The organism is Halobacillus naozhouensis, assembly GCF_029714185.1.
Taxonomy (GTDB): Bacteria; Bacillota; Bacilli; order Bacillales; family Halobacillaceae; genus Halobacillus_A; species Halobacillus_A naozhouensis.
The window spans coordinates 567,720-591,317 of record NZ_CP121671.1 but is presented as its reverse complement, the minus strand read 5'-3'; the positions used below and the strand labels follow the sequence as shown (position 1 = coordinate 591,317).

Genomic DNA, 23,598 nt, shown 5'->3' with positions numbered 1-23,598 from the left:
ATGGATACGAACCTCGTCTTCTTACAATTAAAATGGAAAGGGTGTTGAAAATGAAAAGATCGTTAGAACAACGTCTGCAGGATGGTCCGGTGATTTGTGGGGAAGGATATTTATTCGAACTTGAACGGCGTGGATATTTACAAGCAGGTTCATTTGTGCCCGAAGTAGCTCTAGACAATCCTCAGGCATTAAAACAGACTTACCGTGATTATATGCTGGCAGGGTCAGATGTCGTTTTAGCTTTTACGTACAACGCACACCGTGAAAAAATGCGCATCATTGGTAAAGAAAATTTATTAGAGCCTTTAAATCGACAGGCCATTCGACTGGCAAAAGAAGTAGCGAAGGAGCATCCAGAAGAGGAAGCGCTGGTAGCAGGTAACATTTCAAATACAAACTTATTTAACCCTGAAGACCCATCATCTATAGAAAGTGTACGCAGTATGTTTGCTGAAATGGTCGGATGGTGTAAAGAGGAAGATGTCGACTTTGTAAACGCAGAAACCTTCTATTATTATGAGGAAGCTAAAATTGCCCTGGAGGAAATCACTAAACAAGGATTACCTGCTGTGATCACATTCGGACTCATGGGCGAAAATATTCTTCGAGATGGCTACACCGTCGAAGAAGCCTGTCGCTTACTAGAAGATCAAGGCGCTTTAGTTGTAGGCATGAACTGCTTCCGCGGTCCAGCCACTATGCAGCCTTATGTGGAAAAAATTCGTGACACGGTAGATGGTTATGTCGGAGCGTTGCCCATTCCCTATCGAACTACAGAAGAACACCCTACATTCTTCAATTTACCCGACGGGGGTTGTGCTTGCAATCTTCCAACGGAGACGACATTTCCAACATCACTAGATCCGCTCTATTGTAATCGTTACGAGCTGGCTCAGTGGGCAAAGGCCGCTCATGAAGCAGGTGTTAACTACCTTGGCCTGTGTTGCGGGGCGTCCCCGAGCATGCTGAGAGAGGTTGCAGAAACCGTTGGACGCACTACTGTAAACTCAACCTACTCTCCAGATATGGAAAAACACTTTTTGTTTGGATCAGATGACACGCTGCAGCCTCATATCACTTCCTATAAAACGAAAGCCTAAGCATACTCCTGTGATCTGAAATGATCACAGGACTTTTTATTACTAAGGCTATTGTTCAGTTCAAACGGTCTTCTCTCTTTTGACTACATGTAAACCTGATCATCACTCTTAAGTGTGCGATAATAATTATAGTCTTACTGACAATGAGGTGAACACATGGAAAAGATTTTTTACGGAAAAAATGAAAACCAATTTGGTGAATTGCGTCTCCCTGATAACGAAGGCCCTCACCCCGTTGCTATTGTTATTCACGGCGGCTTTTGGCGGGAACCGTTTGGGCTCGATAATATGACACATGTGGCAGAGGGTTTAACGGCAAATGGAATCGCCACGTGGAATATTGAATATCGACGTGTTGGCCAGGAAGGCGGCGCCTGGCCAGGAACGCTCACAGATGCAGCTGAGGCTAGTGACTACCTTATAACCCTTGCTGATACATACCCGCTGGATTTAAACCGGGTCATTACGATCGGCCATTCCGCTGGAGGACATCTGGCATTATGGCTCGCTGCCCGCCATCGTTTGTCCAAAGACAGTGAACTTCATACAACAGATCATCCCCTTGCGATTTCCGGAGCGATCAGTTTAGCGGGTGTAAGTGATCTGGAACGCATGTATGACGTGCACCACTTCCGGGAAAAAGCTCTAGCTGTGGAGCCCAATAACCCGACTGCCGAGCTGCTTCAAAGAACACCAGAACAACAACCTGATCGTTACCATGATGCTTCTCCTATCGAACTGCTGCCTTTAGGTGTGTCGCAAGTGTTAATTCATGGTGCACTAGATATCAATGTTCCGATTGGCATTAGTGACCACTATCATCGTGAAGCCCAGGAAGCTGGTGATTTTGTTAAATATGTAGAATTGCCCGAAGCCGAGCATTTCATGGTAACCGATACAACAACTGAAGCCTGGAAAGTCGTCCGTGAAGAAGTTAAAACGCTCTTATTAAACGTATAGAAGGGATGTCTCAAATGGGGAAATGTAATATTGATCATTCACATGCGGATGTGGTGAATAAACTGGAAAGTCAGGAACAATTCTTGCCAGACCATTTAGTTGAAGGGGCCTATGCCTTTTTGCAAAAGGAACATGATCAGGAGACGCTAAACGACTTGTTCCACCTTTTGAAAAAGTATGATCTCTCATCTGAGAATGAACAAGAGGATAGAAATGTTCAATTAACAAAAATGATAGGCTAGACATAGAAGGGTCTAATCTTTGCATGTAAAGATTAGACCCTAATACACCCACTGCTATATATTTTCAATAAATAATCGCACGACATCTGCCCCGCCAATGAATGTTCCCAGCGAACTGCCGAGGTTCGCTAACACTACGACGAGTAAAATACGAGTTGCTTTATTTCTCCAGAATCCTTTCACACTATGAACATCATCTGTAATCCTCTCAAAATCTCCTACATTTGGTCGTACAAAATACGCTTGGACAAAGCCTGCAAACCACCCTGAAGCTGTGATCGGATCGAGCGAGGTGATCGGTGCTGCCACAAAAGCTGTAAGAATCGCAAGCGGGTGTCCTAATGCAATCGCGGTTCCTATCGCTGACAAGGTCCCGTTCCATAACACCCAGCTGATCGTCTGTTGCAGTCCTGCAGACGGATCTGCGCTAAAGGTAAAAGCAATTAGTGCGATTAAGATAATCGGAATCGTCCAGGCAATGATTTTAGGAGCCTTTGACTTAGGCGGAAGTTCATTTAACCGAGTTAAATCATGTTCTTCCCTTATTTCCTCTTTAATACCAGGAACATGAGCAGCTCCGAGCACAGCCACAACCTTGTTGCCTGGTGCCTCTTTAATTTTTTGTGCTAAAAATTGATCTCGTTCATCAATAAGAGGCCGCTTCAGTTTAGGAAACGCCTCCGCGAATTCATTCAAGACAGAATTAATCGTATCTTTCTCCTTCATCTTCTCCAGTTCTTCTTCAGAAATACTCTCCTTGCTGAAGATACTGGCAACCACTTGGGTAAGCAGCATCGCTTTCCCTTTCAATCCTAGACCTCGCCAAATACGAGCAAACGTAATTTGGATATTTCGATCGGCCAGAACAAGCTCAGCCCTGGTTTCCTGAGCTGATTCAATCCCCTGAATCATCTCTTGCCCAGGCTTAATACCGAACTGCTTGGCCATACGATTCTGGAAGGAAGAGATCGCAAGGTTCATTAACAGTAAGGTAGCTTTCTTTTCTTTAATTACCTTGAAAATGTCCATGTCTCTCCAGCTGTTTCCGTCCTTGATCGACTGGTAACGCTGTTCATCAAGCTCCACGCAAACAGAATCCGGCTGTTCGGCTTCGATCACTTCTTTCACCTGCCCTGCACTGTGTTTGGAAACGTGAGCCGTACCTATTAAGATCAGTTCCTTATCATTTAACTGTATTCTCGTAATATTTTCCTCTGACATAAAGTATCTTCCTTTATAATCCTGTCGTTTATGAAAACAAACTATGATAATCTTTTCCATTATACAATATAAAATTGTAATATTAAAACAGAGTCAATCCCTTTATTACAAGAATACATGTAGGCATGCTCTACTGCCACAGAGTGAAACAGTTATTCTGCTTTCTCTCTTAATTCGCTAAGCAAATCTATAATTTTTTCATTCTGGCGAACTTGTTCATCACTATTTACTTTAATCAACCTAATCCATCTGATTATGAAGGTAATTAACAGAATAATTGCCAGGTAAAACAATGTCCCAATAAACATTCATGTTCATCCTTTCTCCTATATGTAATATCTTTTGAGAAATACCTTATCATATTTGCTCCGAAAAATTTCACTCCACTCTAAAAGACTGTATATGTACACCCAAAACATGAATGCCCCGTAATGAAGAAAAGCATATGTTAAAATAATAGAATCATAGAACGAAGGATCATATCCGAACAACTTAGGAGTGAACGATCGATGGACAAAAAAGACATAGCCGGCATCCGCAGACAACTAAAATTAGACAATGACTTACTGAAGATCTCTGACATTTTTAACGTATATATTATGAAAGAAACGACGGACATTTATCATCACCAGAGCCAGCCGTTCGAAATGCTGGACAGAGACCAGCAAGAGCTTTTCATGAATAATTTCAAAAAATTACTGACAGGGCAGCTGGATGAAAAATTATTTGAATTAAAATTTAAGCGCGATGCTGAAAATCACAGCCAGCTTACTTTACACAAAGGACTGCTAAGCAACGAAGTCGAGGACTGGAAGGAACAAATGTTGCAGATGACAGAAAAAATGATCAAAGACCATCCATATGAAAAGGATGTCGTCATCACCTTCATTCGCGCCGAATATATGAAACCAATGAAACGCCGTAATGAAGAAGCGGAAGAAAGTGAACGGGACGCCGTTTATTCGAATCCCTTTATTCTTTGCAGCATCAACCAGACGCAAGAGCCTAAAAAAGAAATAAAGTTCGACTATGTTGAGAAAGAGTTCAAGTACAAGATCGAGGTCGACCCGGTCATTGATCTCAAGAACCCGATGACAGGATTCCTATTTCCCTGCATCACAGATGGCGCCTCTGATGTGAATCACGTTCTCTACGCAGCGGGGAAGGCCAATGAGCCTGACTATCGCTTTATTGAAGACGTATTAAACGGAGAGGAATTTATAACAGCGAAGGAAGACAAAGCGGTGTTTGAGGAAGTGATCAAGGATGTCGTAGGAGATCAGCTCAATCCCTCTACCCTCGCTACTGTCTATGGTGAAATCAACCGTACCATTGAAGAAAATGAAGAGGACGCAGCACCCAAGCTCGACTATAAGGACGTGGAGCGTGTGTTAAATCAGAGCGGTGAACAAGTCGATAGCGAAAAGGTGAAAACCGCTTTCCAAAGAGTCACCGATGATGAAACATACGAGCTGAAAGCAAGCAGCATCGTCCCCAAATACAAATCAAAATCGATTAAAATCAACACGAAGATAGCCAAGATCGCAATCAGCCCCCAGGATCTGCAATACGTGAGGCAGGTCAACTATAAGGGCAAACGCTGCATTATGATTGAAGTGGAAGAAGATGCCGAGATTGATGGGTTTAAAATGCTTCCGGAAGCTTTTGGTGAGTGAAGGAATTACTTCTAAAGGGGCTGACCGCTTAGTTCGTGGTTAGCCCCTCCATCATAAGCAAAGAAACGCGCCTGATACAAAAAAACCTGGCACACAGCCAGAGTCGTAGGAAATGCATTAGGACTGATTCGACCTTAACAAAATACTTCTGTAAAACTTCAAGAAACCGACAAAGATAAATAAAGAACCTAATACATTAAAGGCTGCCCGAAACCAATGAACAATTAAGAATTCATTGGCGGTCTGTTTAAGAAATTCTACTGAGTGTACCTCTGCTCCTTCGATAAACATAATTTCGTTTCTTGGCCATTCAAAAATGATTGATGTTGCTCCTTCAAGTACCATCATCAATATACTTAAGAACACCCATACTCTTGCAGGTTTATAACCCCAACCGAGTATTAATGCGAAAACACCTGTAATTATACTAGCTAACCCCAGAGGCGGGAAGTATGTGTGCGGACTGGCCACCTCCATGAATTCCATTCCTACCTCAAAGGAATGAGGGATATCGTGAAAAATATTCGGATAAACCATAAAGGTATCCAGCAAAATACTTCCAAGCATAATCCATTGAATCCACAAATGGGATCCGATTGATAGTCCCGTTACTTTTGTTTTCACTGTCAAACAACTCCTTTCGTTCTTTATCATATAAAGAGAAAAGAAATTGCCTCTTATCTAATTCTTAAATATTCCTTAAATATTTAAATGAAGATTATCTAACTGTGTCACCGAAATTCTCCCAAAAAAATAGAGCTTAAGGAAAGCCCTCTTGAATTATTTTTTCATTTTAAAGCTGATCATGGTCCTCTTCGCTAATTAATGTCTTCTTTTCCAGTTCCCATATGAATTGAAACCCCCACTTACTTGCAATGGTGCAGCAAATTTTTCAAAATGCTTATCGTTAAAATAGAATGTATTATCTCCGTTCAACTATGAATTCTGTCTCCTGTAAACCTTTTAAAAACATTGTTTTCCCCTAGTAAAACAAAACTTCTTGATAAAATATAAAGTCACTGATTCATTTACCCAGCCATACACTACAAAAGCGCCAAATTTTTTATCGAAGTGAGGAGATAATTATGAGCTCTTCCGTAGATTATTCATCCCCTTCAGCTCAGTTTACTTTTGACGTTAATCAAAGTCCGCTTTTTATTAAGGACCAACAGAACTACATTAACATTCTGGGGATCCAACAGTTGAACACGCTGGAAAACTCGTCGTTGCTAGACATTTTCTTAAGCTCGGGTAATGTCGTTGAACCCCACTATCATCAAAATGCCGCTGAGTTGGTTTACTGTATTGCCGGGGCCGCCGTCGTTTCGATGTTAAATCCTTTTACAAAAGAGATACTTAACTACCCAATTACTCCAGGCCAAGTGGCTAATGTACCACAAGGGTGGTGGCATTACGAAGCGGCCACCAAGGACAGTACTCATCTGCTTGCCATTTTCGATGCAGATACCCCTGAAGTCATTCTAGGTTCAGACATCTTAAAATTCACACCGCCTAATGTAATGGCACACACTTACTGTATGGATGAAAAACAGTGGAAAGAAACGACAGCTCCTGTTCATCCGACCACTTATATCGGTCCATATACAGATTGTGAAATGTCGAAAATGACACCCTATCAACAGCAGAAGCACTATCAGCCCTATCGATACTATCCGTATTATTACTAAAAAAAGCGATCGACGTCCTCTTAAACGTCGATCGCTTTTTATATTAAAAGTTAAATCATCTCGCATTAGAAAAAAACACATAAGTGATCACTCTCGTGTTTTTCTTTTATAAAAGCCTATGATTTAGGGGTTAAATAGGTAACACCCTCAACATGAGCTGTCTGCGGAAACATATCTACAGGCTGAACCTCTTTCGTCTCATATCCCCCATCCTCAAGCACACGCAAATCACGCGCAAGTGTCGACGGATTACAGGACACATAGACAATCCGCTCCGGTTCCATATCAAGCATGGCTTTCAACAGTTCCTCATCACAGCCTTTTCTGGGCGGATCAACAACAATCACGTCTGGACGCAGCCCCTGAGTTCGCCACCATGGCATGATCTCCTCTGCTTTCCCTACATAAAACTCTGCGTTATCCATTTTATTCAGGCGAGCGTTTTTCTTAGCATCGGTGACGGCTTCTGGAACGATTTCGACTCCATACACTTTTTTCGCTTTTTGGGCTAAGAACAGTGAAATAGTGCCTATGCCACAGTACGCGTCGATAACGGTTTCTCCGCCGCGCAGATCAGCAAACTCTAGTGCCTGATCATACAGCTTCTTCGTCTGGGTCGGATTAACCTGGTAAAAGGATTTTGGTGAGATCATAAATTTCACGTCACCGATCGTGTCATAAATGTACTCATCCCCCCAGAGGACTTTTGTTTCTTTTCCGAGAATCACATTGGTCTTGCCGCTGTTGATGTTATGAACGATTGATTTCACGTTAGGAAATGCTTCGCGCAATTCATCAATCAGTTCCTCTTTATATGGAAGCTTCTTCGTGCGTGTTACGAGAACGATCATGATATCCTTTGTTGTTTGCCCAGTTCGTACCATAATATGTCGTAATACACCACGATGAGATTCTTCGTCATACGCATCTATCCCGAGGCGGCTGGCGATGCGCCTTATGGATTCTACCATGCGATCGTTCATTTCATCCTGGATTAAACAGGTGTCCATATCAATGATGTTATGGCTGCGCTTCTGATAAAATCCGGTCATTAGCTGGCCGTCTTCTTTTTGACCAACAGGAATTTGGACTTTATTACGGTAGCGCCAGGGGTCATCCATTCCAATTGCTTCATGGACAGGAACGTGGTCGAGGTGCCCAATTTTCTTCATGGCGTTTTTTACCTGATTACGTTTCATGTCAAGCTGCATGCTGTAGCTCATGTGCTGAAGCTGGCAGCCGCCGCACTGATAGAACACGTCACATGGCGGCTCAACACGTTCCTCACTAGCTTGGTCCACCTCTAACAATTTACCGAAGCCGAAATTCTTCTTGACCTTCACCACTTTGACCTGAGCAGTCTCTCCAGGAAGACCGTAGGGAACGAACAAGGGATAGCCATCGACTTTGCCTACTCCATTCCCTTCATGGGTTAAGTCTTCAAATTTGAGTTGAATGGTTTCATTTTTTTGTACAGGTGGCTTTGGTTTGGCCATATTTGATCCGTCCTTTACATTTCTTTGCTGTTCAAAGTTTATCACATTTAATTCCGTTTGCGGAAGCAGAGTACGCTCTAACAAATTAAGTTATATATGTATTGTTGTGAAAATCAGGAGATAATATAAATAACGAAAAACCAAGGAATTTGTCGAAATTAATTTTATAAATGATTTTGTATAGATAATCATCTATTTCGCAAATAAATATAAAACAGTGAATTTTTATACAATATATCTCACTTTTTATACTATTCCCTATGTTCTGTCTTTTTTATTATGTTATGTTTAAAAACGTGTTTGCTTTCATTGCCTTACATCTCAGCCAATAAACAGATCTACAAAATGTATATCAATGAATACTAGCAGCTACTTCAAACTAGACACATAACAAGCGATACATGGAAACAAGTGATCGAGGAGGTGACGATGTGGATTTCGATTTAACCCTTGCAACTTGGTGTTGGCTGCTTATCCCAATGCCGCTATTAATTGTATTATCAATCATTACCTACTTTAAGGAAAGAGGAGAGAGCTAATAAAACAATGGATATAAATTACCAGACACTAACCGCGATTATTATTTATCTAGTTGGTATGCAAATTATTGGTTATTTGGCCGCAAAACTTACCAGTAACTTATCAGATTATGTACTAGGTGGAAGACGATTAACTCCAGGAGTAGCCGCTTTAAGTGCTGGTTCTTCTGACATGAGTGGGTGGCTCATGCTTGGTTTGCCGGGAGCTATGTATGTAAGTGGTATGGGCTCTATCTGGCTTGCCGTAGGTTTGGCAATGGGTGCCTACTTGAACTGGCAATTTGTTGCGAAACCATTCCGCGTGTACACAGAGGTTTCAAATGACTCCATTACGGTTCCTGATTACTTCGAAAATCGTTTCCGTGACCATTCAAAAATACTTCGTGTTATTTCTGCAGTAATCATCTTAGTCTTCTTTACCTTCTACACTTCATCTAGCCTTGTAGGTGGAGCGATACTGTTAGAAAGTTCATTTGGAATGGATTACAGACTTGCCCTATGGGTAGGAGCAGCTGTTATTCTTTCTTACACGTTGTTCGGCGGGTTCCTTGCCGCAAGCTGGACAGACTTCATTCAAGGGATCTTAATGTTCTTAGCCTTAATCATTATCCCAATTGTCGCCATTGTTGAGCTTGGCGGCTGGAATGAAACGGTTAACACTATCGGAAGTATGGACCCTTCTTATCTCAATGTCTATTCTGGTGCCACGTTTGTAAGTGTGGTTTCCCTGCTGGCCTGGGGACTTGGTTACTTTGGACAACCACACATCATCGTTCGATTTATGGGAATCAGATCTACGAAAGACATTCCAAAGGCACGCCTCATCGGTATGTCCTGGATGGTTATCTCTCTATTCGGTGCCATACTTGTCGGCTTTTCAGGTATTGCTTTCTTTGCTGACGCACCACTTGAGAACTCTGAGACAGTATTTATCATGTTCTCACAAATTCTCTTTAATCCATGGGTAGCTGGTTTCTTACTTGCCGCTATTCTATCTGCGATTATGAGTACTGTGGATTCACAGCTGCTTGTATCTTCAAGTGCTTTAGCACAAGACTTTTATAAAGCGATCTTCAGAAAGAGTGCCAGCCAGAAAGAAGAAATGATTGTAGGAAGAATCGCTGTGCTGGGAATCGCGTTGCTCGCTGTCTTATTAGGTTATGACCGTGATAGTAAGGTGCTCGAGCTTGTAAGTTACGCGTGGGCAGGATTTGGTGCTGCATTTGGTCCTGTTATCATTCTAAGCCTTTTCTGGAAGCGTATGACCAGAAATGGTGCACTAGCCGGAATTATTGTCGGTGCAGCCACCGTCATTATCTGGAAACAGCTATCTGGCGGCATTTTCGAATTATATGAATTAGCCCCTGGCTTCATTTTTGCAGGCCTAGCCATTATTATCGTTAGCCTTCTTGGTAAAGAACCACCACAAGAAGTTCAAACGGAATATGACGAGTTCAAAGCTAAAATGGAAAAAGCTTAATAGTAAATATCGATCTCCTGTGCCCTCAGAAATGAGGCACAGGAGATTTTTTTCGTGAAACCTCTTGGTAAAAATTAGAGGTGATTTTTATACCATAACGAATATTATTAAGGATTGGAGCGTGATATATTTTGGAAAAAAGAATGAAATTAATGCAACACAAGCAAATTAGCCTCGTTACTGGAGCACCTTCCCCCTACTCATTTCAAACGAATAGACGTTCATGAACAGTACGCCATAAGGTCTGCAGGTCACTTAGGAGAAACCACCACTGATCACTTTCTTGTTCCATACCTTCACTCAGAGAGATACCATATTATCCAGGACATTCGACTCTTCGACGGTATCCAACATTTTCAAATCGATTGCCTCATCCTCAATCCATCCTTCGTCTCATCCTTGAAGTCGAAAATTTACGTGGAAAACGTACTTTTGACGGTAAAAAAGATACATTTTCAGATCCCAACCGAAACAAATTATCCCATCCGTGACGGATTTAACATCTACTTTTAACAGGGAGTATTGGGAAAGTACGATAATAATGCAGGTCAACGAGTTGTTTTGAAAAAGAAAACACGCCTTACCGAGGGGGTTCCATTCTTGAGCGTTTTGATTTAACGGTAGAGGATTTAATAAAAGGCGTTCAATGCCAAAAATGCAAAAGATTCTCTATGGAGCGAAAGCGAGACCACTGGGTTGTCCATGGTGTGGATTTAAATCGAAGGATGCTCACTTAGCGGCGTTGCGAGATTTTCAACTGCTTATCGGGGCTGAAATCTCTAATGTTGAATTCCGGGAGTTCGGTCAAAACGGAATATGTAGCAAAAAGAATACTATTAGAAAACAGTCAAAGCTTTTCCGGGCGCACTAAAGACCAAAAATATAGGCTAAAACCTTGAGAATCCAAGCAGTTAATTTAAGAATCGATTTACGTTATTTTAGAATCAGGAACATTATTTAAGAATCCTTTGCCCACACAGAGGCAGAACCTGAGGCTCTCCCTCTCATAAAAGCGGAAAAAGCCAAAAAAACCGCCTCAAGCCTTTGTCCATTTACAAAGGCTTGAGGCGGCCGGATTGAAATCAGTCACTCATTCAACTCATCTTCTTGCTCTAGTGAGAATTTATCTTCTGGTACAAAAAACTCGATATGTTTATACAAGTTGACGAATTCTCCTGGCAAGAGTCCGCCAAATTCTCCGTCAATGTTAAGCTGCATCTTCTCTTCTGTCTTCACTTTAATCCGACTTGCGGTTTTGTGAATAAATTTCGGATGGTTCATGTGCGTGCCTTGTATGGCCAGCGTGGCCAGCCTTACAAATTCAGCGATGTTCATTTTCTCAATAATCATTAAGTCAAATAAACCATCATCCATTTGCGCCTCAGGAGCCAGCTTCTCAAGCCCGCCAACTGAATTTGTATTAGAGACGAGGAACAACATAATATCACCTTGATACAACTTGCCATCGTACTCCATTTCCACATACGTAGGCTTGATCGAAGGAAGCATCTCCATTCCCTTTAAGTAATAAGCAAGCTGACCAAGCATTGTCTTAAGTTTACTTGGGACTTCATAGGAAATTTCGGTAATCTTTCCTCCCCCGGCGATGTTCATGAAATATTGATCATTGACACGGCCGATATCAAGCGGCGTTGAATATCCTGCTAAAATGACGTCAACGGCTTTATGAATATTGCGCGGAACATAAAGTGCTCGCGCGAAATCGTTCGTGGTTCCGACTGGAATGATACCAAGCTTCGGTCTAAATGGCTGTTCAGCTATGCCATTAATGACTTCATTAATCGTTCCATCCCCACCTGCTGCGACAACGACATCGAATTTGCGTTCGACGGCGATCTCAGCTGCCTCCGTTGCATCACCGGCACATGTTGTAGCGTGTGTAGAGGCTTCATAACCAGCTTGTTCAAATCGCTGCAGAATGTCAGGGAGAACTTTCCTGATTACTTCTCTTCCTGATGTCGGATTATATATTATTCGGGCACGTTGCATAGTAAGCCCTCCTTCATCCAGGTGTGCTCCAAATTACATCATAGCTTTTTTTCTAAAATTTGCAAGCACTTTTTTCTTAGGGAGCTCAAACAAACGGCTTGCCCTGCCATACAAAAGCACGCAGGGTTAGTGCGTGCTTTTGACCAGAAACCTTATCGTTTATCCATTTCTTCAAGGATGATCTTATTGACCATTGGCGGGTTCGCCTGACCTTTTGTTTCCTTCATCACTTGTCCGACTAAGAAACCAAGCGCTTTATCTTTTCCATTTTTATAGTCTTCAATGGATTGCTGATTGTTATCCAGGATCTTCGTAATGATTTCTGTAAGCTGTCCTTCATCAGAAATTTGAACGAGGCCTTTGTCTTTCACGATCTTCTCAGGATCGCCGCCTTTTTCAACTAATTCACTGAAGACCTTCTTAGCGATTTTCGAAGAGATCGTTCCATCTTCAATTAATTTCGTCAGCTTGGCAAGGGATTGTGGCGTCAGTGCTAAATCACCGAACTCTTTCTGCTGCTTGTTCATGTATGCAGAAACTTCACCCATCAGCCAATTTGAGGACTGCTTAATGTCACCGCCGTTTGCGATTGTATCCTCAAAGAAATCCGACATTTCTTTATTATTGGTAAGTACCATTGCATCATACGCCGGAAGCTGAAGCTCTTCGATATAACGTTGTTTACGGGCATCAGGCAACTCTGGAATTTGCTCTCGAATGCGTTCTTTCCAGGCTTCATCAATATAAAGCGGAATGAGATCCGGTTCAGGGAAGTAACGATAATCATCTGAACCTTCTTTAACTCGCATCAGAATCGTTTCTTTCGTTTGTTCATCATAACGGCGTGTTTCCTGCAAAATTTCTCCGCCATTAAGAAGAACTTTTTCCTGACGCTTTTCTTCAAACTCAAGTCCTTTTTGTACAAAAGAGAATGAATTCAAGTTCTTTAGCTCTGTCTTCGTTCCGAATTCTTCTTGTCCAATCGGGCGCAGAGACAAGTTAGCATCACATCTTAGTGAGCCTTCTTCCATCTTACAGTCCGAAACACCTGTATATTGGATGATGTTCTTCAACGCCTCAAGATAAGCATATGCTTCTTTCGGTGTACGAATGTCAGGTTCTGAGACAATCTCTACAAGCGGTGTACCCTGACGGTTATAATCGACAAGGGAATAGCCATCATCACTGTGAGTCAGTTTGCCGGCATCCTCTTCCATGTGAAGCCGTGTGATCCCGATCCGTTTTTTGACTCCATCTACTTCAATATCAATGTAGCCATTCTCGCCAATTGGTTTATCGAATTGAGAGATTTGGAAGGCCTTCGGATTATCCGGATAAAAGTAATTCTTACGGTCGAACTTTGTATCGGTTGCGATTTCACAGTTCAATGCCATTGCGGCTTTCATGGCAAAATTAACCGCTTCTTCATTGAGCACAGGTAGAACACCTGGGTATCCTAAGTCAATCGGGTTAACATTCGAGTTCGGTTCATCTCCAAACATGTTGGAGGATGGGCTGAAAATTTTAGATGCTGTTTTAAGTTCAACGTGTACTTCTAATCCAATAATTGTTTCGAAATTCATGACTGCGCACCTCCAAGGGACGGGCGTTGTTTATGGAAGTCTGTCGCCTGTTCAAAGGCGTGTGCTGTACGATAAACCGTGCTTTCATCAAAATGCTTGCCAATGATTTGCAGGCCGATTGGCAATCCATCTGATGATAGACCACACGGCACAGAAATCCCCGGGACGCCGGCAAGATTGACAGGAATGGTCAAAATATCATTTGCATACATCGTTAGTGGATCATCGATTTTCTCGCCCACCTTAAAGGCCGGCGTCGGAGTTGTTGGTCCAATGATCACATCATAGTCTTCAAGCACTTTTTCAAAATCATTCTTAATTAATGTACGGACTTGCTGGGCTTTTTTATAGTAAGCATCGTAATAACCAGAACTAAGCGCGAACGTTCCTAGCATAATCCGACGCTTCACTTCGTTGCCAAACCCTTCTGAACGGGAGTTTTTGAACATATCCAGCATAGTATCTGCATTGTCGGTACGTACACCGTAGCGGACTCCATCAAAGCGGGCCAGATTTGCAGAAGCTTCCGATGAAGACAACAGGTAATAAGTTGCAACAGCATATTTCGAATGTGGCAGAGATACTTCTTCCCATGTCGCGCCCAATTCTTCATATTTCTTAAGAGCAGCTTGTACCGCTTCTTTGACCTCAGGAGTGACCCCTTCGCCCAAGTATTCTTTAGGGACGGCGATCTTTAACCCTTTAACATCACCAGTTAGAGCATCAGTATAACTAGGAACTTCTACATTTGCTGAAGTAGAGTCCATTTTGTCATGCCCGGCAATGTTTTCTAATAGAAAGGCGTTATCCTCTACGGTTCGCGTAATCGGTCCAATTTGGTCAAGGGAGGAAGCGAAAGCGATAAGGCCAAAACGTGAGACACGGCCATACGTTGGCTTAAGTCCTACGACTCCACAGAAAGCAGCCGGCTGACGAATAGACCCGCCTGTGTCTGAGCCTAGCGAAAAAGGCACCTCTCCCGCTGCAACCGCTGCAGCTGAGCCTCCGCTTGACCCTCCTGGAACGTAATCGGGATTCCACGGATTACGGGTTGCAGTATAACTTGAGTTCTCATTAGAGGACCCCATCGCAAACTCGTCCATATTTAACTTTCCAATCGTAACGGATTTTGCTTCATTTAATTTTTGAACTACGGTTGCATCGTAAAGTGGATCTTCCAAGTTACGAAGCAGCTGGCTTGCTGCTGTAGTACGTAACCCTTTTGTGACAATATTATCTTTCACACCAATCGGCAGTCCAAATAGCTTGGCAGCATCATTACCGCGGTCAGCGTCTAATTCGGCAGCCTGGTTTTGGGCAGCTTCCTTATTTAAGGTAAGAAATGCCTTCACTGCATGATCGACTTCCTCAATTCGCTGATAGGATTCATCGACAAGATCAGTAACAGTAATTTCTTTGCTATGTAGCTTCTCCTGAAGCTCACGTAAGGTATAGTCAAATAAAGCCATAACTTACACCCCCTCCTATTCTAAAATTGATGGTACTTTAAATTGCCCATCTTGTTTATCCGGTGCATTTTTTAGTGCTTCTTCTTTAGTAATCCATTTCTTTGGCTCATCTTTACGCATCACATTTTGTAAATCAAGGACGTGAGTTGTCGGCTCGACTCCATCTGTATCCAATTCATTCAATTGCTCGGCATACATAATAATGTCGTCAAGCTGTTTCGTAAACATATCCGCCTCTTCTTCATTAATGGAGAGACGCGCTAAATGCGCCACATGTTTTACTTCATCTTTGCTAATACGGGACATTTCTGTTACCTCCATTCGAACACACATAATATATGATCATACCAAAAAGCTAATTTAGTATGCAAACAGACCAGTTTTCACTTTTCCTATTTTAACATAAATCAATGCTGATTGTTTTACCCTATAAAAAAAGGAAAACGTGACATATGGGGAAATAGTATTTTTCAAAAAAAAGAGCCCCAGGCAAATAGCCGAGAGCTCTTCCTATCCTGTCTTAGCGACGTTCTGCTTCTTCGAATTCTGCAATTATTTCCTTAGAAGGCGTACCAGCCAAGCTTACTAGTACAGATACAATCAAACTAAACAGGAATCCTGGTACAAGCTCATAAAGATCAAAGATTCCACCACTTAAGAAGTCTCCCCAAACAACTACTGTAACCGCACCAACGATCATACCAGCTAGCGCACCATTACGAGTAATTCCTTTCCAAAACAGGGATAAAATGATCAGTGGTCCAAATGCAGCACCAAATCCTGCCCAAGCATAAGATACTAGTTGAAGTACAGAACTACCCGGATTTCCGGCAATTAAGATCGCGATTAGAGCGATAGTAGCAACAGCCACACGCCCAACCCAAACCAATTCACGCTCAGAGGCATTCTTACGGAAGATCGCTTTGTAGAAGTCCTCTGCTAATGCAGAAGAAGATACAAGCAATTGGGAGTCAATGGTACTCATAATCGCAGAAAGGATCGCTGCTAATAGAATACCTGCAATCACAGGGTGGAACAGAATCTGGGAAAATGTAATAAAGATTTTTTCAGGGTCTGCAAGCATCCGCATACCGTCTTGGGATACGACTTCTACTCCAAATCCTGCTAAACCTGCAAGGTCTTGTGTATTAATAAAGGCAAGTCCGAACAAACCAGTAAAGATCGCTCCATAAAGGCCAATAATCATCCAGCCCATTCCAATAAAGCGGGCTTTCGGCACATCTTTAGCTGAACGAAGCGCCATAAAACGTACAAGGATATGCGGCTGACCGAAATATCCGAGCCCCCAGGCAAGTGAGGATATGATTGTTAAGGCTCCAACTCCTTGAACCATGTTTAAATGTGTCGGATCTATATTTCCTACAGCGTCCACTGCAGAACTCCAGCCACCAAGTTGCTGAATGGCCACAATTGGAACTGCAATAAGTGCCAAGAACATTAGAATCCCTTGTACAAAGTCTGTCCAACTAACAGCCAGGAACCCACCTAAGAAGGTATAAGAAATGGTGACAATTGCACCAATCCATAAAGCCTGTGTATAACTTATTTCAAATGAGGCCTGAAACAATTTTGCACCGGCCACCATACCAGAGGAAGTATAGAAGGTAAAGAATAACAGGATGACAAATGCAGAAATAACACGTAATAAATGAGAACTGTCGTGGAAACGATTTTCCAAATAATCCGGAATCGTTATAGAATCTTTTGCGACCTCAGTATAAATACGCAGACGACGTGCCACAAACTGCCAGTTTAAGTAGGCACCAATAGCAAGTCCTACCCCGATCCAAGCTCCAGACAAACCAGAAGCATAAACAGCACCAGGCAGTCCTAATAATAGCCAGCCACTCATGTCTGATGCGCCTGCACTAAGTGCGGCTACTCCCGGGCCTAATCGACGTCCACCTAATACGTAATCTGATAAATCACTTGTTAAACGATATGCAGCAAATCCAATTAAAAGCATACCGACTAAGTAAACAATAAACGTAATTAACGTTGGTATATCCATGTTTTATTATTCGCTCCTTTTAGTAAATAGTGTAATAATTGATAGAATAATTAAGATTGGCATTGGTACGAATAACCAAAACCACGTTGGTCCGGCAATAGAATATTGAGCTGCAATTGATAATAGTTCAACCACGATCTCACCTCCACTTCACACATTTTATGCACTTCTATGCAAAAAGCACATCTGATTCTAAAGTCATAGAAGTAGAAAATTCCAAACATATGTGCAACTATATCATAGTACATTAATAGGAACATTGCAAAAAGTTAGTCTATTTAGCCTATTTTGTATTATTATGCAAATCTATTGATTGTATACGGGCATTCGACACTTATAAACAATATCTATACATCAAATCTCATAAAAAAAGATTACATAAAACATCTAAATTTCCCTTATGTGAACCAATTTCAAAACTCTAATTCCGAAGCGGCAATGGGGTTTAAAATTAATAGGGATATACCTCCCCAAAATGATACCTCTTCTAATCATTTGTTAAACACGGAGACTCCTACAGAAACAGCGGCCAAAGGGATGCCCCCAGGGCGGAAACGAAGTGACGGTGCAGGAGGCTCACCGGTTGCCCGTGGTAAGCGAAGTGTAGGTCAACCGCGGGTTAGGCATTCAAAAGAACCTCTTTCCGTCAGTATACGGAAAGAGGTTCTTTTACTCATATTATTACAGCATTTCGGAAGTTGTCTTACCTTGCATGTGATGAATCAAATAATCTGGTCCGCCAGCTTTTGAGTCCGTACCCGACATGTTGAATCCTCCAAACGGATGATACCCGACGATTGCTGCTGTACAGCCGCGGTTAAAATACAAGTTACCAACTTGGAAGTCTTCACGAGCTTGTTCAATGTGTGAGCGATTGTTCGAGATAACTGCACCAGTCAGACCGTAATCTGTATTGTTTGCTATGTCGATCGCTTCGTCGAAGGACTTCGCTTTTGTAAAGCCAACGACGGGACCAAATATTTCTTCCTGCATAATTCTTGCATCTGGTTTCAGGTCGGCAAAAACAGTCGGCTCGATAAACCAGCCTTTACTGTCATTTCCTTTACCTCCTGCCAGCAGCTTTCCTTCTTCTTTCCCAATATCAATGTAGCTTAAAATCTTATCGTAGGCAGCCTGGTCAATAACCGGCCCCATATAAGTGTCGTGTGCTGCCGGATCGCCGTAAGAGACCGATTCTTTCGTCTTACTTACCACTTTATCTAAAAGTTCGTCATAGATGTCTTCGTGAGCCACTACTCGTGAGCAGGCCGAGCATTTCTGTCCGGAGAATCCAAAAGCAGAATACGTAATCGCATCTGCAGCCAGCTCTAAATCTGACTCCTTGTCTACGACAATAGTATCTTTCCCACCCATTTCGATAATCGTACGCTTCAGCCACTTTTGACCTGGCTGTACTTTGGCAGCCCGTTCAAAAATTCTTGTCCCAACTTCGCGCGAGCCTGTAAAGCTGACAAAGCGTGTGCGCGGATGATCAACGAGATAATCCCCAACTTCTTTTCCGCTGCCAGGAATATAGTTAATAACTCCAGCCGGCAGACCTGCTTCTTCAAGCACTTCCATCATTTTATAAGCAATAATAGGAGTCGAGCTTGCTGGTTTAAGCAATACCGTGTTTCCAGAAACCATTGAAGCCACTGTAGTACCTGCCATAATAGCAAACAGGAAGTTCCACGGGGAAATCACAACTCCGACTCCAAGGGAAATGTAGTGGAAACGGTTGTTTTCAATAGGGCGGGAGTTTACCTCTACCCCTTTATCGATTTCAAGCATTTGACGTCCATAATACTCCATGAAGTCGATCGCTTCCGCTGTATCAGCATCCGCTTCCTTCCATGGCTTTCCACCTTCTTTTACAAGATGGGCGGTAAATTCATGCTTGCGACGCCGAATAATGGACGCTGCACGAAATAAGATATCAGCACGGAATTGCGCCTTTGTCTTGCGCCACCACTGGAAAGTTTCGTCTGCAATTTTGTGGGCTTTTTCAGCGAGATCCTGGTTCGCTTTTGAAACATAACCAATAACTTCTTTCTTATTAGCGGGATTGACAACTTCAATCTTGTTGTCTGTCATAATGCGTTCTCCGCCAATAATAAGAGGGTAATCATTGCCTAGATCAGCTTCAACATTTTTAATCTCAGCCTCTAGCGCTCTGCGATTCTCATCCAAGCTAAAATCAGTAAATGGTTCATGTTTGTATGGTACGACCATGCTAAAACAACCTCCTGTAGTGAGTTATGGGGTTTGAAGCTTTGTAAATTGTGTGAAAATTACCAATTTAAGCGCTTCCACAAATTATTTTATCGTAACTCCTTACCTACTTCAAACTATATCCTTTCCAAATTTATTTTATCTTCTTAACCGGATTATGATTATAGACATGCTGAATTGAACGATTTCGGCATTTTGGTGTTTTCTGAAATTCAGTTTTTTTTATTGTTATCCTAGAGATATAGCCTTCTAGAGGCAAAGATTTTAGATTGTTGCTATCTGGGTCAGCCGGTGATACACACTTCGCTTTCCACGGGCAGCCAGTGAGCCTCCTTTAACTCCACTATCGTTTCGTTCTGCGGGGTCTCTCTCGTCTCGCTTTTACCGTAGGAGTCTTCGTGTGTATCAACGGCTCTCATCTGCTTAATTTGTCTTTTTAAAAACAATTATGATTTATAAAAAAACCTTTTGTTTCAATCAGAAGAGATCGATAAAATGAACTAAAAAAGGCTAATCCTCTCTTCGTTCAGAAATAAGAGAGGATTAGCTTTTATCACCCGTGCCTAGCACTATATAAGCTTATAAAGAAAAATACGAGGCTTCTCTCCAAGCTGAAAGCCGCGATACATCGGGGATTTGCAAGTTAATCATAAATATAAATATACGGTTTCTCGTTACCTGGCTCTTTAACGATGAGGCTTTCCTGTTGATCCATACTCTTAATTCTTACTTGGACAGCATAGTGATCCTCAAACATTTCCATAACGAGACTATAGATATATTGAGTAAAACCGACGACTTCTGACTGTGAACGGAATTGAATCGGAATATCAATCTCTACCTTTTTAAGCTCTTGATCAATATAAAATCCATTTGCAATCATACCTACGAAATTCGGGAAGTAATCCGAAACCTGAACGCGGAAATCAGAAAATAGCTTGGCATGATCAAAGTAGTTCTCTTCAGCTTCATCTGAAGGAAAGAGAACATAATTTTCTTGGATTGACTTCCAATCACCTATCGAATTTTCAGAGGCTTCCACGTAGGTCTTGCTTAAGAAATTCCCGGCAGTTTTTGCGTTGTCGCGCTCTTCTTCAAAAATCGCAAATACGATAGGAACCCCTTGAAGCGTCTCTTTTTCACGAAGTCGTTTCAGAATAGTATTGGCATATTCTTTCCCTTTTGCTAATACTTTTTCAGTCGATAAATTTTCGGAGTACTCCCGCCCATCCGCAGTAAAGTTGTACACTGATCGCATAGATATTCCAATGGTAACTCCTGCTACTTCGACCACATTATCTTCCTTTCGAACAAGATAATCTTGTTCGATAATATTTGAAATGTAGCGAGGTTTGCTGCGGAAATCTTTTTCAGACGCTTTATCCTCATCCAACACAGGATTCAGCCCCTTAGGATTGTCCTCCGATTTACGCGAAAGCCAGTTTAACAAATCGGAATCCGTTAAGGTCTGGCCAGGCTGAAAGTAATATTTCTTCGGACTGAAATATTCTTTAGAATGGCGACGCAGGCCATTTTCAAACGCCGCAATATCTAAGCGATTATCCATCTGGTTGGTCGTTACACCAGGGGCAGAAGAAACTTTCGCACTGTCTTCTGTCAAAATCATCCGATAAGTTTGATCGGAAAGACTATAGTTTGGTATGATGGCTGACTGGTTATTATTATCACTTCCCGTTTCACGAACCACTTCATCCGTATTATCGTAAACGGGTGTACATGCGCTTACAAGAAGCAAGCTACTAAGTAAAAGCAGGTGCAGCTTCCTCATTTATTCCACTCCCTATTAGGAGCTGCCCAAAAAATCACCGAACAATCGATAGCCATTTTTTGAACGCCCTTCTTATGTTAAAGCTTTCGCAAATTCTTCTTCATCCCAAATATTAACACCAAGCTGTTCAGCTTTTGTGTACTTTGAACCAGCATCTTCTCCGGCAATTAACAGATCAGTATTTTTACTGATGCTCCCAGTTACTTTCCCCCCAAGATTTTGAACGATATTCTTGGCTTCAGACCGCGTATAGTGTTCCATCTTTCCTGTAAGTACGACTGTCTTTCCTTTGAAAGGAGAGTCTTCCGGCCCGTCGTTTTTCTTCGGTCCCTTGTATTCCATGTTCATTTCAATATCCTCCAATTCCTCCAACAACTGGATGACCTGAGGTTTGGAAAAATAACGTGCAATAGAGTCGGCCATTTTTTCACCGATTTCAGGAACTTGAACCAATCTTTCTTCACTCGCTTCCACAAGGCTCGCCATTGTTTCAAATTCCTGCGCAAGCGTGTTGGCTGCTTTAGTCCCGACATAACGGACTCCCAGACCGAATAATAGACGCTCTAAAGAATTTTCTTTTGATTGTTCAATAGCATTCAACAAATTTTCGACAGATTTTTCACCCATACGCTCAAGTTTAAGTAACTCTTCTTTTTCCAATCTATAAAGGTCCGCAATGTTATCAATCAATTGTTCGTTGAAAAGCTGGATAATTACTTTTTCTCCTAACCCTTCAATGTCCATGGCATTTCGTGAAACAAAATGGATTAAAGCCTCTTGCAGCTGGGCATCACAGTTAGGATTAATGCACCTTAACGCCACCTCTTCTTCCAACCGGACCAATTTGCTATCACAAGCTGGACAATACTCCGGCATATGAAAAGGTTCTTCCTCACCCGAACGCTCGTCTATATGCACTCGGACGACTTCTGGAATAATATCGCCTGCTTTTTTAATCACTACAGTATCCCCTATGCGGATATCCTTCTCACGGATTAAATCTTCATTGTGCAGCGAAGCCCGCTGAACAGTCGTTCCGGCAACCTTTACAGGGTCAAGGATAGCAGTTGGAGTGACGACGCCGGTTCGACCGACACTTAATTCGATATCGGTAAGTTTAGTAACAGCCTCTTCAGCCGGGAATTTGTAGGCAGTCGCCCAGCGTGGACTTTTGGCTGTGAATCCAAGGGCTTCCTGCTGGTCCAGGCGATCAACTTTAATGACAATTCCATCGATTTCATAATCCAGATCGGGACGGCGCTCTACCCAGCTATGAACATAGTCGATCACTTCATCAATATCGTTACACTTTTTCCATTCCGGGTTCGTTTTCAATCCCAGATTTTTCAACTCTTCCAGTCGTTCACTGTGAGAACGTTTTGTTTCACCCTGCCACTCTCCGACTCCATATAAGAAAATATCCAAATTACGCTTTGCCGCAATCTTCGGGTCAAGTTGTCTTAGTGAACCTGCGGCTGCGTTCCTCGGGTTTGCAAATGGCTCATCTCCATTATTTTCACGTGCCTCGTTTAAAGCCAGAAATGACTTCTTCGGCATAAACGCTTCACCGCGTATCTCAATGGTCTCAGGCTGTTGCAATCGAAGCGGAATGCTGCGAATGGTACGCAAATTCTTAGTAATATCTTCTCCTACTGTGCCATCGCCCCGAGTAGCCCCACGAACAAGGACTCCTTCCTCATAGCGTAACGAAACAGCAAGACCGTCAATTTTCAATTCGCAAACATACGTAACGTCTTCCCCAGTACCTTGACGAGCTCGGCGGTCAAAATCTCTTAGCTCCTGTTCATTAAAGGCATTTCCGAGACTGAGCATGGGGACATTGTGCCGCACTTTCTGAAAGGCCTCCAGAGGCTCGTCCCCCACACGCTGTGAAGGTGAGTCCGCTGTGACAAGAGCCGGAAATTGCGCCTCTAAATCAAGCAGTTCCCGCATCTTTTGATCATATTCATAGTCCGAGACACTAGGGTTGTCCAGCGTGTGATATTCATAGTTATACTGGTTAAGTTTTTTGCGAAGGTCTTTGATGACTTCTTCTGCTTCGTTATGGTTCATTATCGCTC

The 23,598-nt window shown here is 42.3% G+C and carries 20 protein-coding genes; 8 read left to right on the top strand and 12 right to left on the bottom strand.

The window, feature by feature from the left end:
• Positions 1–50 precede the first annotated feature (50 nt).
• The 3 genes from P9989_RS03160 to P9989_RS03150 all read left to right on the top strand — a co-directional run bounded on the left by P9989_RS03160 (position 51) and on the right by P9989_RS03150 (position 2,302).
• Positions 51–1,100 (top strand): homocysteine S-methyltransferase family protein, encoded by a 1,050-nt coding sequence (locus P9989_RS03160; protein WP_283077375.1) that lies wholly within the window; start codon positions 51–53, stop codon positions 1,098–1,100.
• A gap of 156 nt (positions 1,101–1,256) precedes the next feature.
• Entirely contained in the window at positions 1,257–2,060 is an 804-nt protein-coding gene (locus tag P9989_RS03155; RefSeq protein WP_283077374.1) for an alpha/beta hydrolase family protein, read from the top strand.
• A 14-nt stretch (positions 2,061–2,074) separates the two neighbouring features.
• Positions 2,075–2,302, top strand: coding sequence for a hypothetical protein (locus P9989_RS03150; protein ID WP_283077373.1), 228 nt, complete (start codon positions 2,075–2,077; stop codon positions 2,300–2,302).
• 54 nt (positions 2,303–2,356) lie between these two features.
• Here P9989_RS03150 and P9989_RS03145 read toward each other — a convergent pair whose 3' ends face one another.
• Together P9989_RS03145 and P9989_RS03140 are read right to left on the bottom strand one after the other, a co-directional pair.
• Positions 2,357–3,523 (bottom strand): TraB/GumN family protein, encoded by a 1,167-nt coding sequence (locus P9989_RS03145; protein WP_283077372.1) that lies wholly within the window; start codon positions 3,521–3,523, stop codon positions 2,357–2,359.
• A gap of 152 nt (positions 3,524–3,675) precedes the next feature.
• Complete coding sequence (locus P9989_RS03140; RefSeq protein ID WP_283077371.1) at positions 3,676–3,831, bottom strand: hypothetical protein; 156 nt, start codon at positions 3,829–3,831, stop codon at positions 3,676–3,678.
• 201 nt (positions 3,832–4,032) lie between these two features.
• On the opposite strand from P9989_RS03140, the gene P9989_RS03135 reads away from it, so the two are divergent.
• Positions 4,033–5,199, top strand: a complete 1,167-nt coding sequence (locus tag P9989_RS03135) for a DUF4317 domain-containing protein (protein WP_283077370.1) — start codon at positions 4,033–4,035, stop codon at positions 5,197–5,199.
• Between the two features lie 117 nt (positions 5,200–5,316).
• Here P9989_RS03135 and P9989_RS03130 read toward each other — a convergent pair whose 3' ends face one another.
• Positions 5,317–5,823 carry a hypothetical protein gene (locus P9989_RS03130; RefSeq protein WP_283077369.1) on the bottom strand — a complete coding sequence of 169 codons (507 nt, stop codon included), beginning with the start codon at positions 5,821–5,823 and terminating at the stop codon, positions 5,317–5,319.
• 461 nt (positions 5,824–6,284) lie between these two features.
• On the opposite strand from P9989_RS03130, the gene P9989_RS03125 reads away from it, so the two are divergent.
• The gene (locus tag P9989_RS03125; RefSeq protein WP_283077368.1) at positions 6,285–6,887 is read left to right on the top strand and encodes a cupin domain-containing protein; all 603 of its coding nucleotides are present in this window, start codon (positions 6,285–6,287) and stop codon (positions 6,885–6,887) included.
• A gap of 116 nt (positions 6,888–7,003) precedes the next feature.
• Here P9989_RS03125 and rlmD read toward each other — a convergent pair whose 3' ends face one another.
• Positions 7,004–8,383: a 23S rRNA (uracil(1939)-C(5))-methyltransferase RlmD gene (rlmD, locus tag P9989_RS03120; RefSeq protein WP_283077367.1), complete on the bottom strand. Its 1,380-nt coding sequence runs from the start codon at positions 8,381–8,383 to the stop codon at positions 7,004–7,006.
• Between the two features lie 546 nt (positions 8,384–8,929).
• Here rlmD and putP (P9989_RS03115) point away from each other — a divergent pair.
• The 3 genes from putP (P9989_RS03115) to P9989_RS03110 all read left to right on the top strand — a co-directional run bounded on the left by putP (P9989_RS03115) (position 8,930) and on the right by P9989_RS03110 (position 11,273).
• On the top strand, positions 8,930–10,402 hold the full coding sequence (putP, locus tag P9989_RS03115; RefSeq protein WP_283077366.1) for a sodium/proline symporter PutP: 1,473 nt from the start codon (positions 8,930–8,932) through the stop codon (positions 10,400–10,402).
• Between the two features lie 180 nt (positions 10,403–10,582).
• Positions 10,583–10,915 carry a nuclease-related domain-containing protein gene (locus P9989_RS21625; RefSeq protein ID WP_390306611.1) on the top strand — a complete coding sequence of 111 codons (333 nt, stop codon included), beginning with the start codon at positions 10,583–10,585 and terminating at the stop codon, positions 10,913–10,915.
• 133 nt (positions 10,916–11,048) lie between these two features.
• Positions 11,049–11,273: a hypothetical protein gene (locus P9989_RS03110; RefSeq protein WP_283077365.1), complete on the top strand. Its 225-nt coding sequence runs from the start codon at positions 11,049–11,051 to the stop codon at positions 11,271–11,273.
• Positions 11,274–11,488: 215 nt separating this feature from the next.
• On the opposite strand, the gene P9989_RS03105 is transcribed toward P9989_RS03110, so the two are convergent.
• The 8 genes from P9989_RS03105 to ligA all read right to left on the bottom strand — a co-directional run bounded on the left by P9989_RS03105 (position 11,489) and on the right by ligA (position 23,590).
• Positions 11,489–12,412 (bottom strand): diacylglycerol kinase, encoded by a 924-nt coding sequence (locus tag P9989_RS03105; protein WP_283077364.1) that lies wholly within the window; start codon positions 12,410–12,412, stop codon positions 11,489–11,491.
• A gap of 152 nt (positions 12,413–12,564) precedes the next feature.
• Positions 12,565–13,995: an Asp-tRNA(Asn)/Glu-tRNA(Gln) amidotransferase subunit GatB gene (gene gatB, locus P9989_RS03100; protein WP_283077363.1), complete on the bottom strand. Its 1,431-nt coding sequence runs from the start codon at positions 13,993–13,995 to the stop codon at positions 12,565–12,567.
• Positions 13,992–15,464 (bottom strand): Asp-tRNA(Asn)/Glu-tRNA(Gln) amidotransferase subunit GatA, encoded by a 1,473-nt coding sequence (gene gatA, locus P9989_RS03095; protein ID WP_283077362.1) that lies wholly within the window; start codon positions 15,462–15,464, stop codon positions 13,992–13,994. Before gatA ends, gatB begins: the two co-directional genes overlap by 4 nt.
• 15 nt (positions 15,465–15,479) lie before the next feature.
• Complete coding sequence (gene gatC, locus P9989_RS03090; RefSeq protein ID WP_283077361.1) at positions 15,480–15,770, bottom strand: Asp-tRNA(Asn)/Glu-tRNA(Gln) amidotransferase subunit GatC; 291 nt, start codon at positions 15,768–15,770, stop codon at positions 15,480–15,482.
• Between the two features lie 214 nt (positions 15,771–15,984).
• Positions 15,985–17,496, bottom strand: a complete 1,512-nt coding sequence (gene putP / locus P9989_RS03085) for a sodium/proline symporter PutP (protein ID WP_283077360.1) — start codon at positions 17,494–17,496, stop codon at positions 15,985–15,987.
• 681 nt (positions 17,497–18,177) lie between these two features.
• Entirely contained in the window at positions 18,178–19,728 is a 1,551-nt protein-coding gene (gene pruA, locus P9989_RS03080) for an L-glutamate gamma-semialdehyde dehydrogenase (protein ID WP_283077359.1), read from the bottom strand.
• Between the two features lie 643 nt (positions 19,729–20,371).
• Positions 20,372–21,517: a CamS family sex pheromone protein gene (locus tag P9989_RS03075; protein ID WP_283077358.1), complete on the bottom strand. Its 1,146-nt coding sequence runs from the start codon at positions 21,515–21,517 to the stop codon at positions 20,372–20,374.
• Between the two features lie 72 nt (positions 21,518–21,589).
• The gene (gene ligA, locus P9989_RS03070) at positions 21,590–23,590 is read right to left on the bottom strand and encodes an NAD-dependent DNA ligase LigA (protein WP_283077357.1); all 2,001 of its coding nucleotides are present in this window, start codon (positions 23,588–23,590) and stop codon (positions 21,590–21,592) included.
• Between the last annotated feature and the right edge of the window lie 8 nt (positions 23,591–23,598).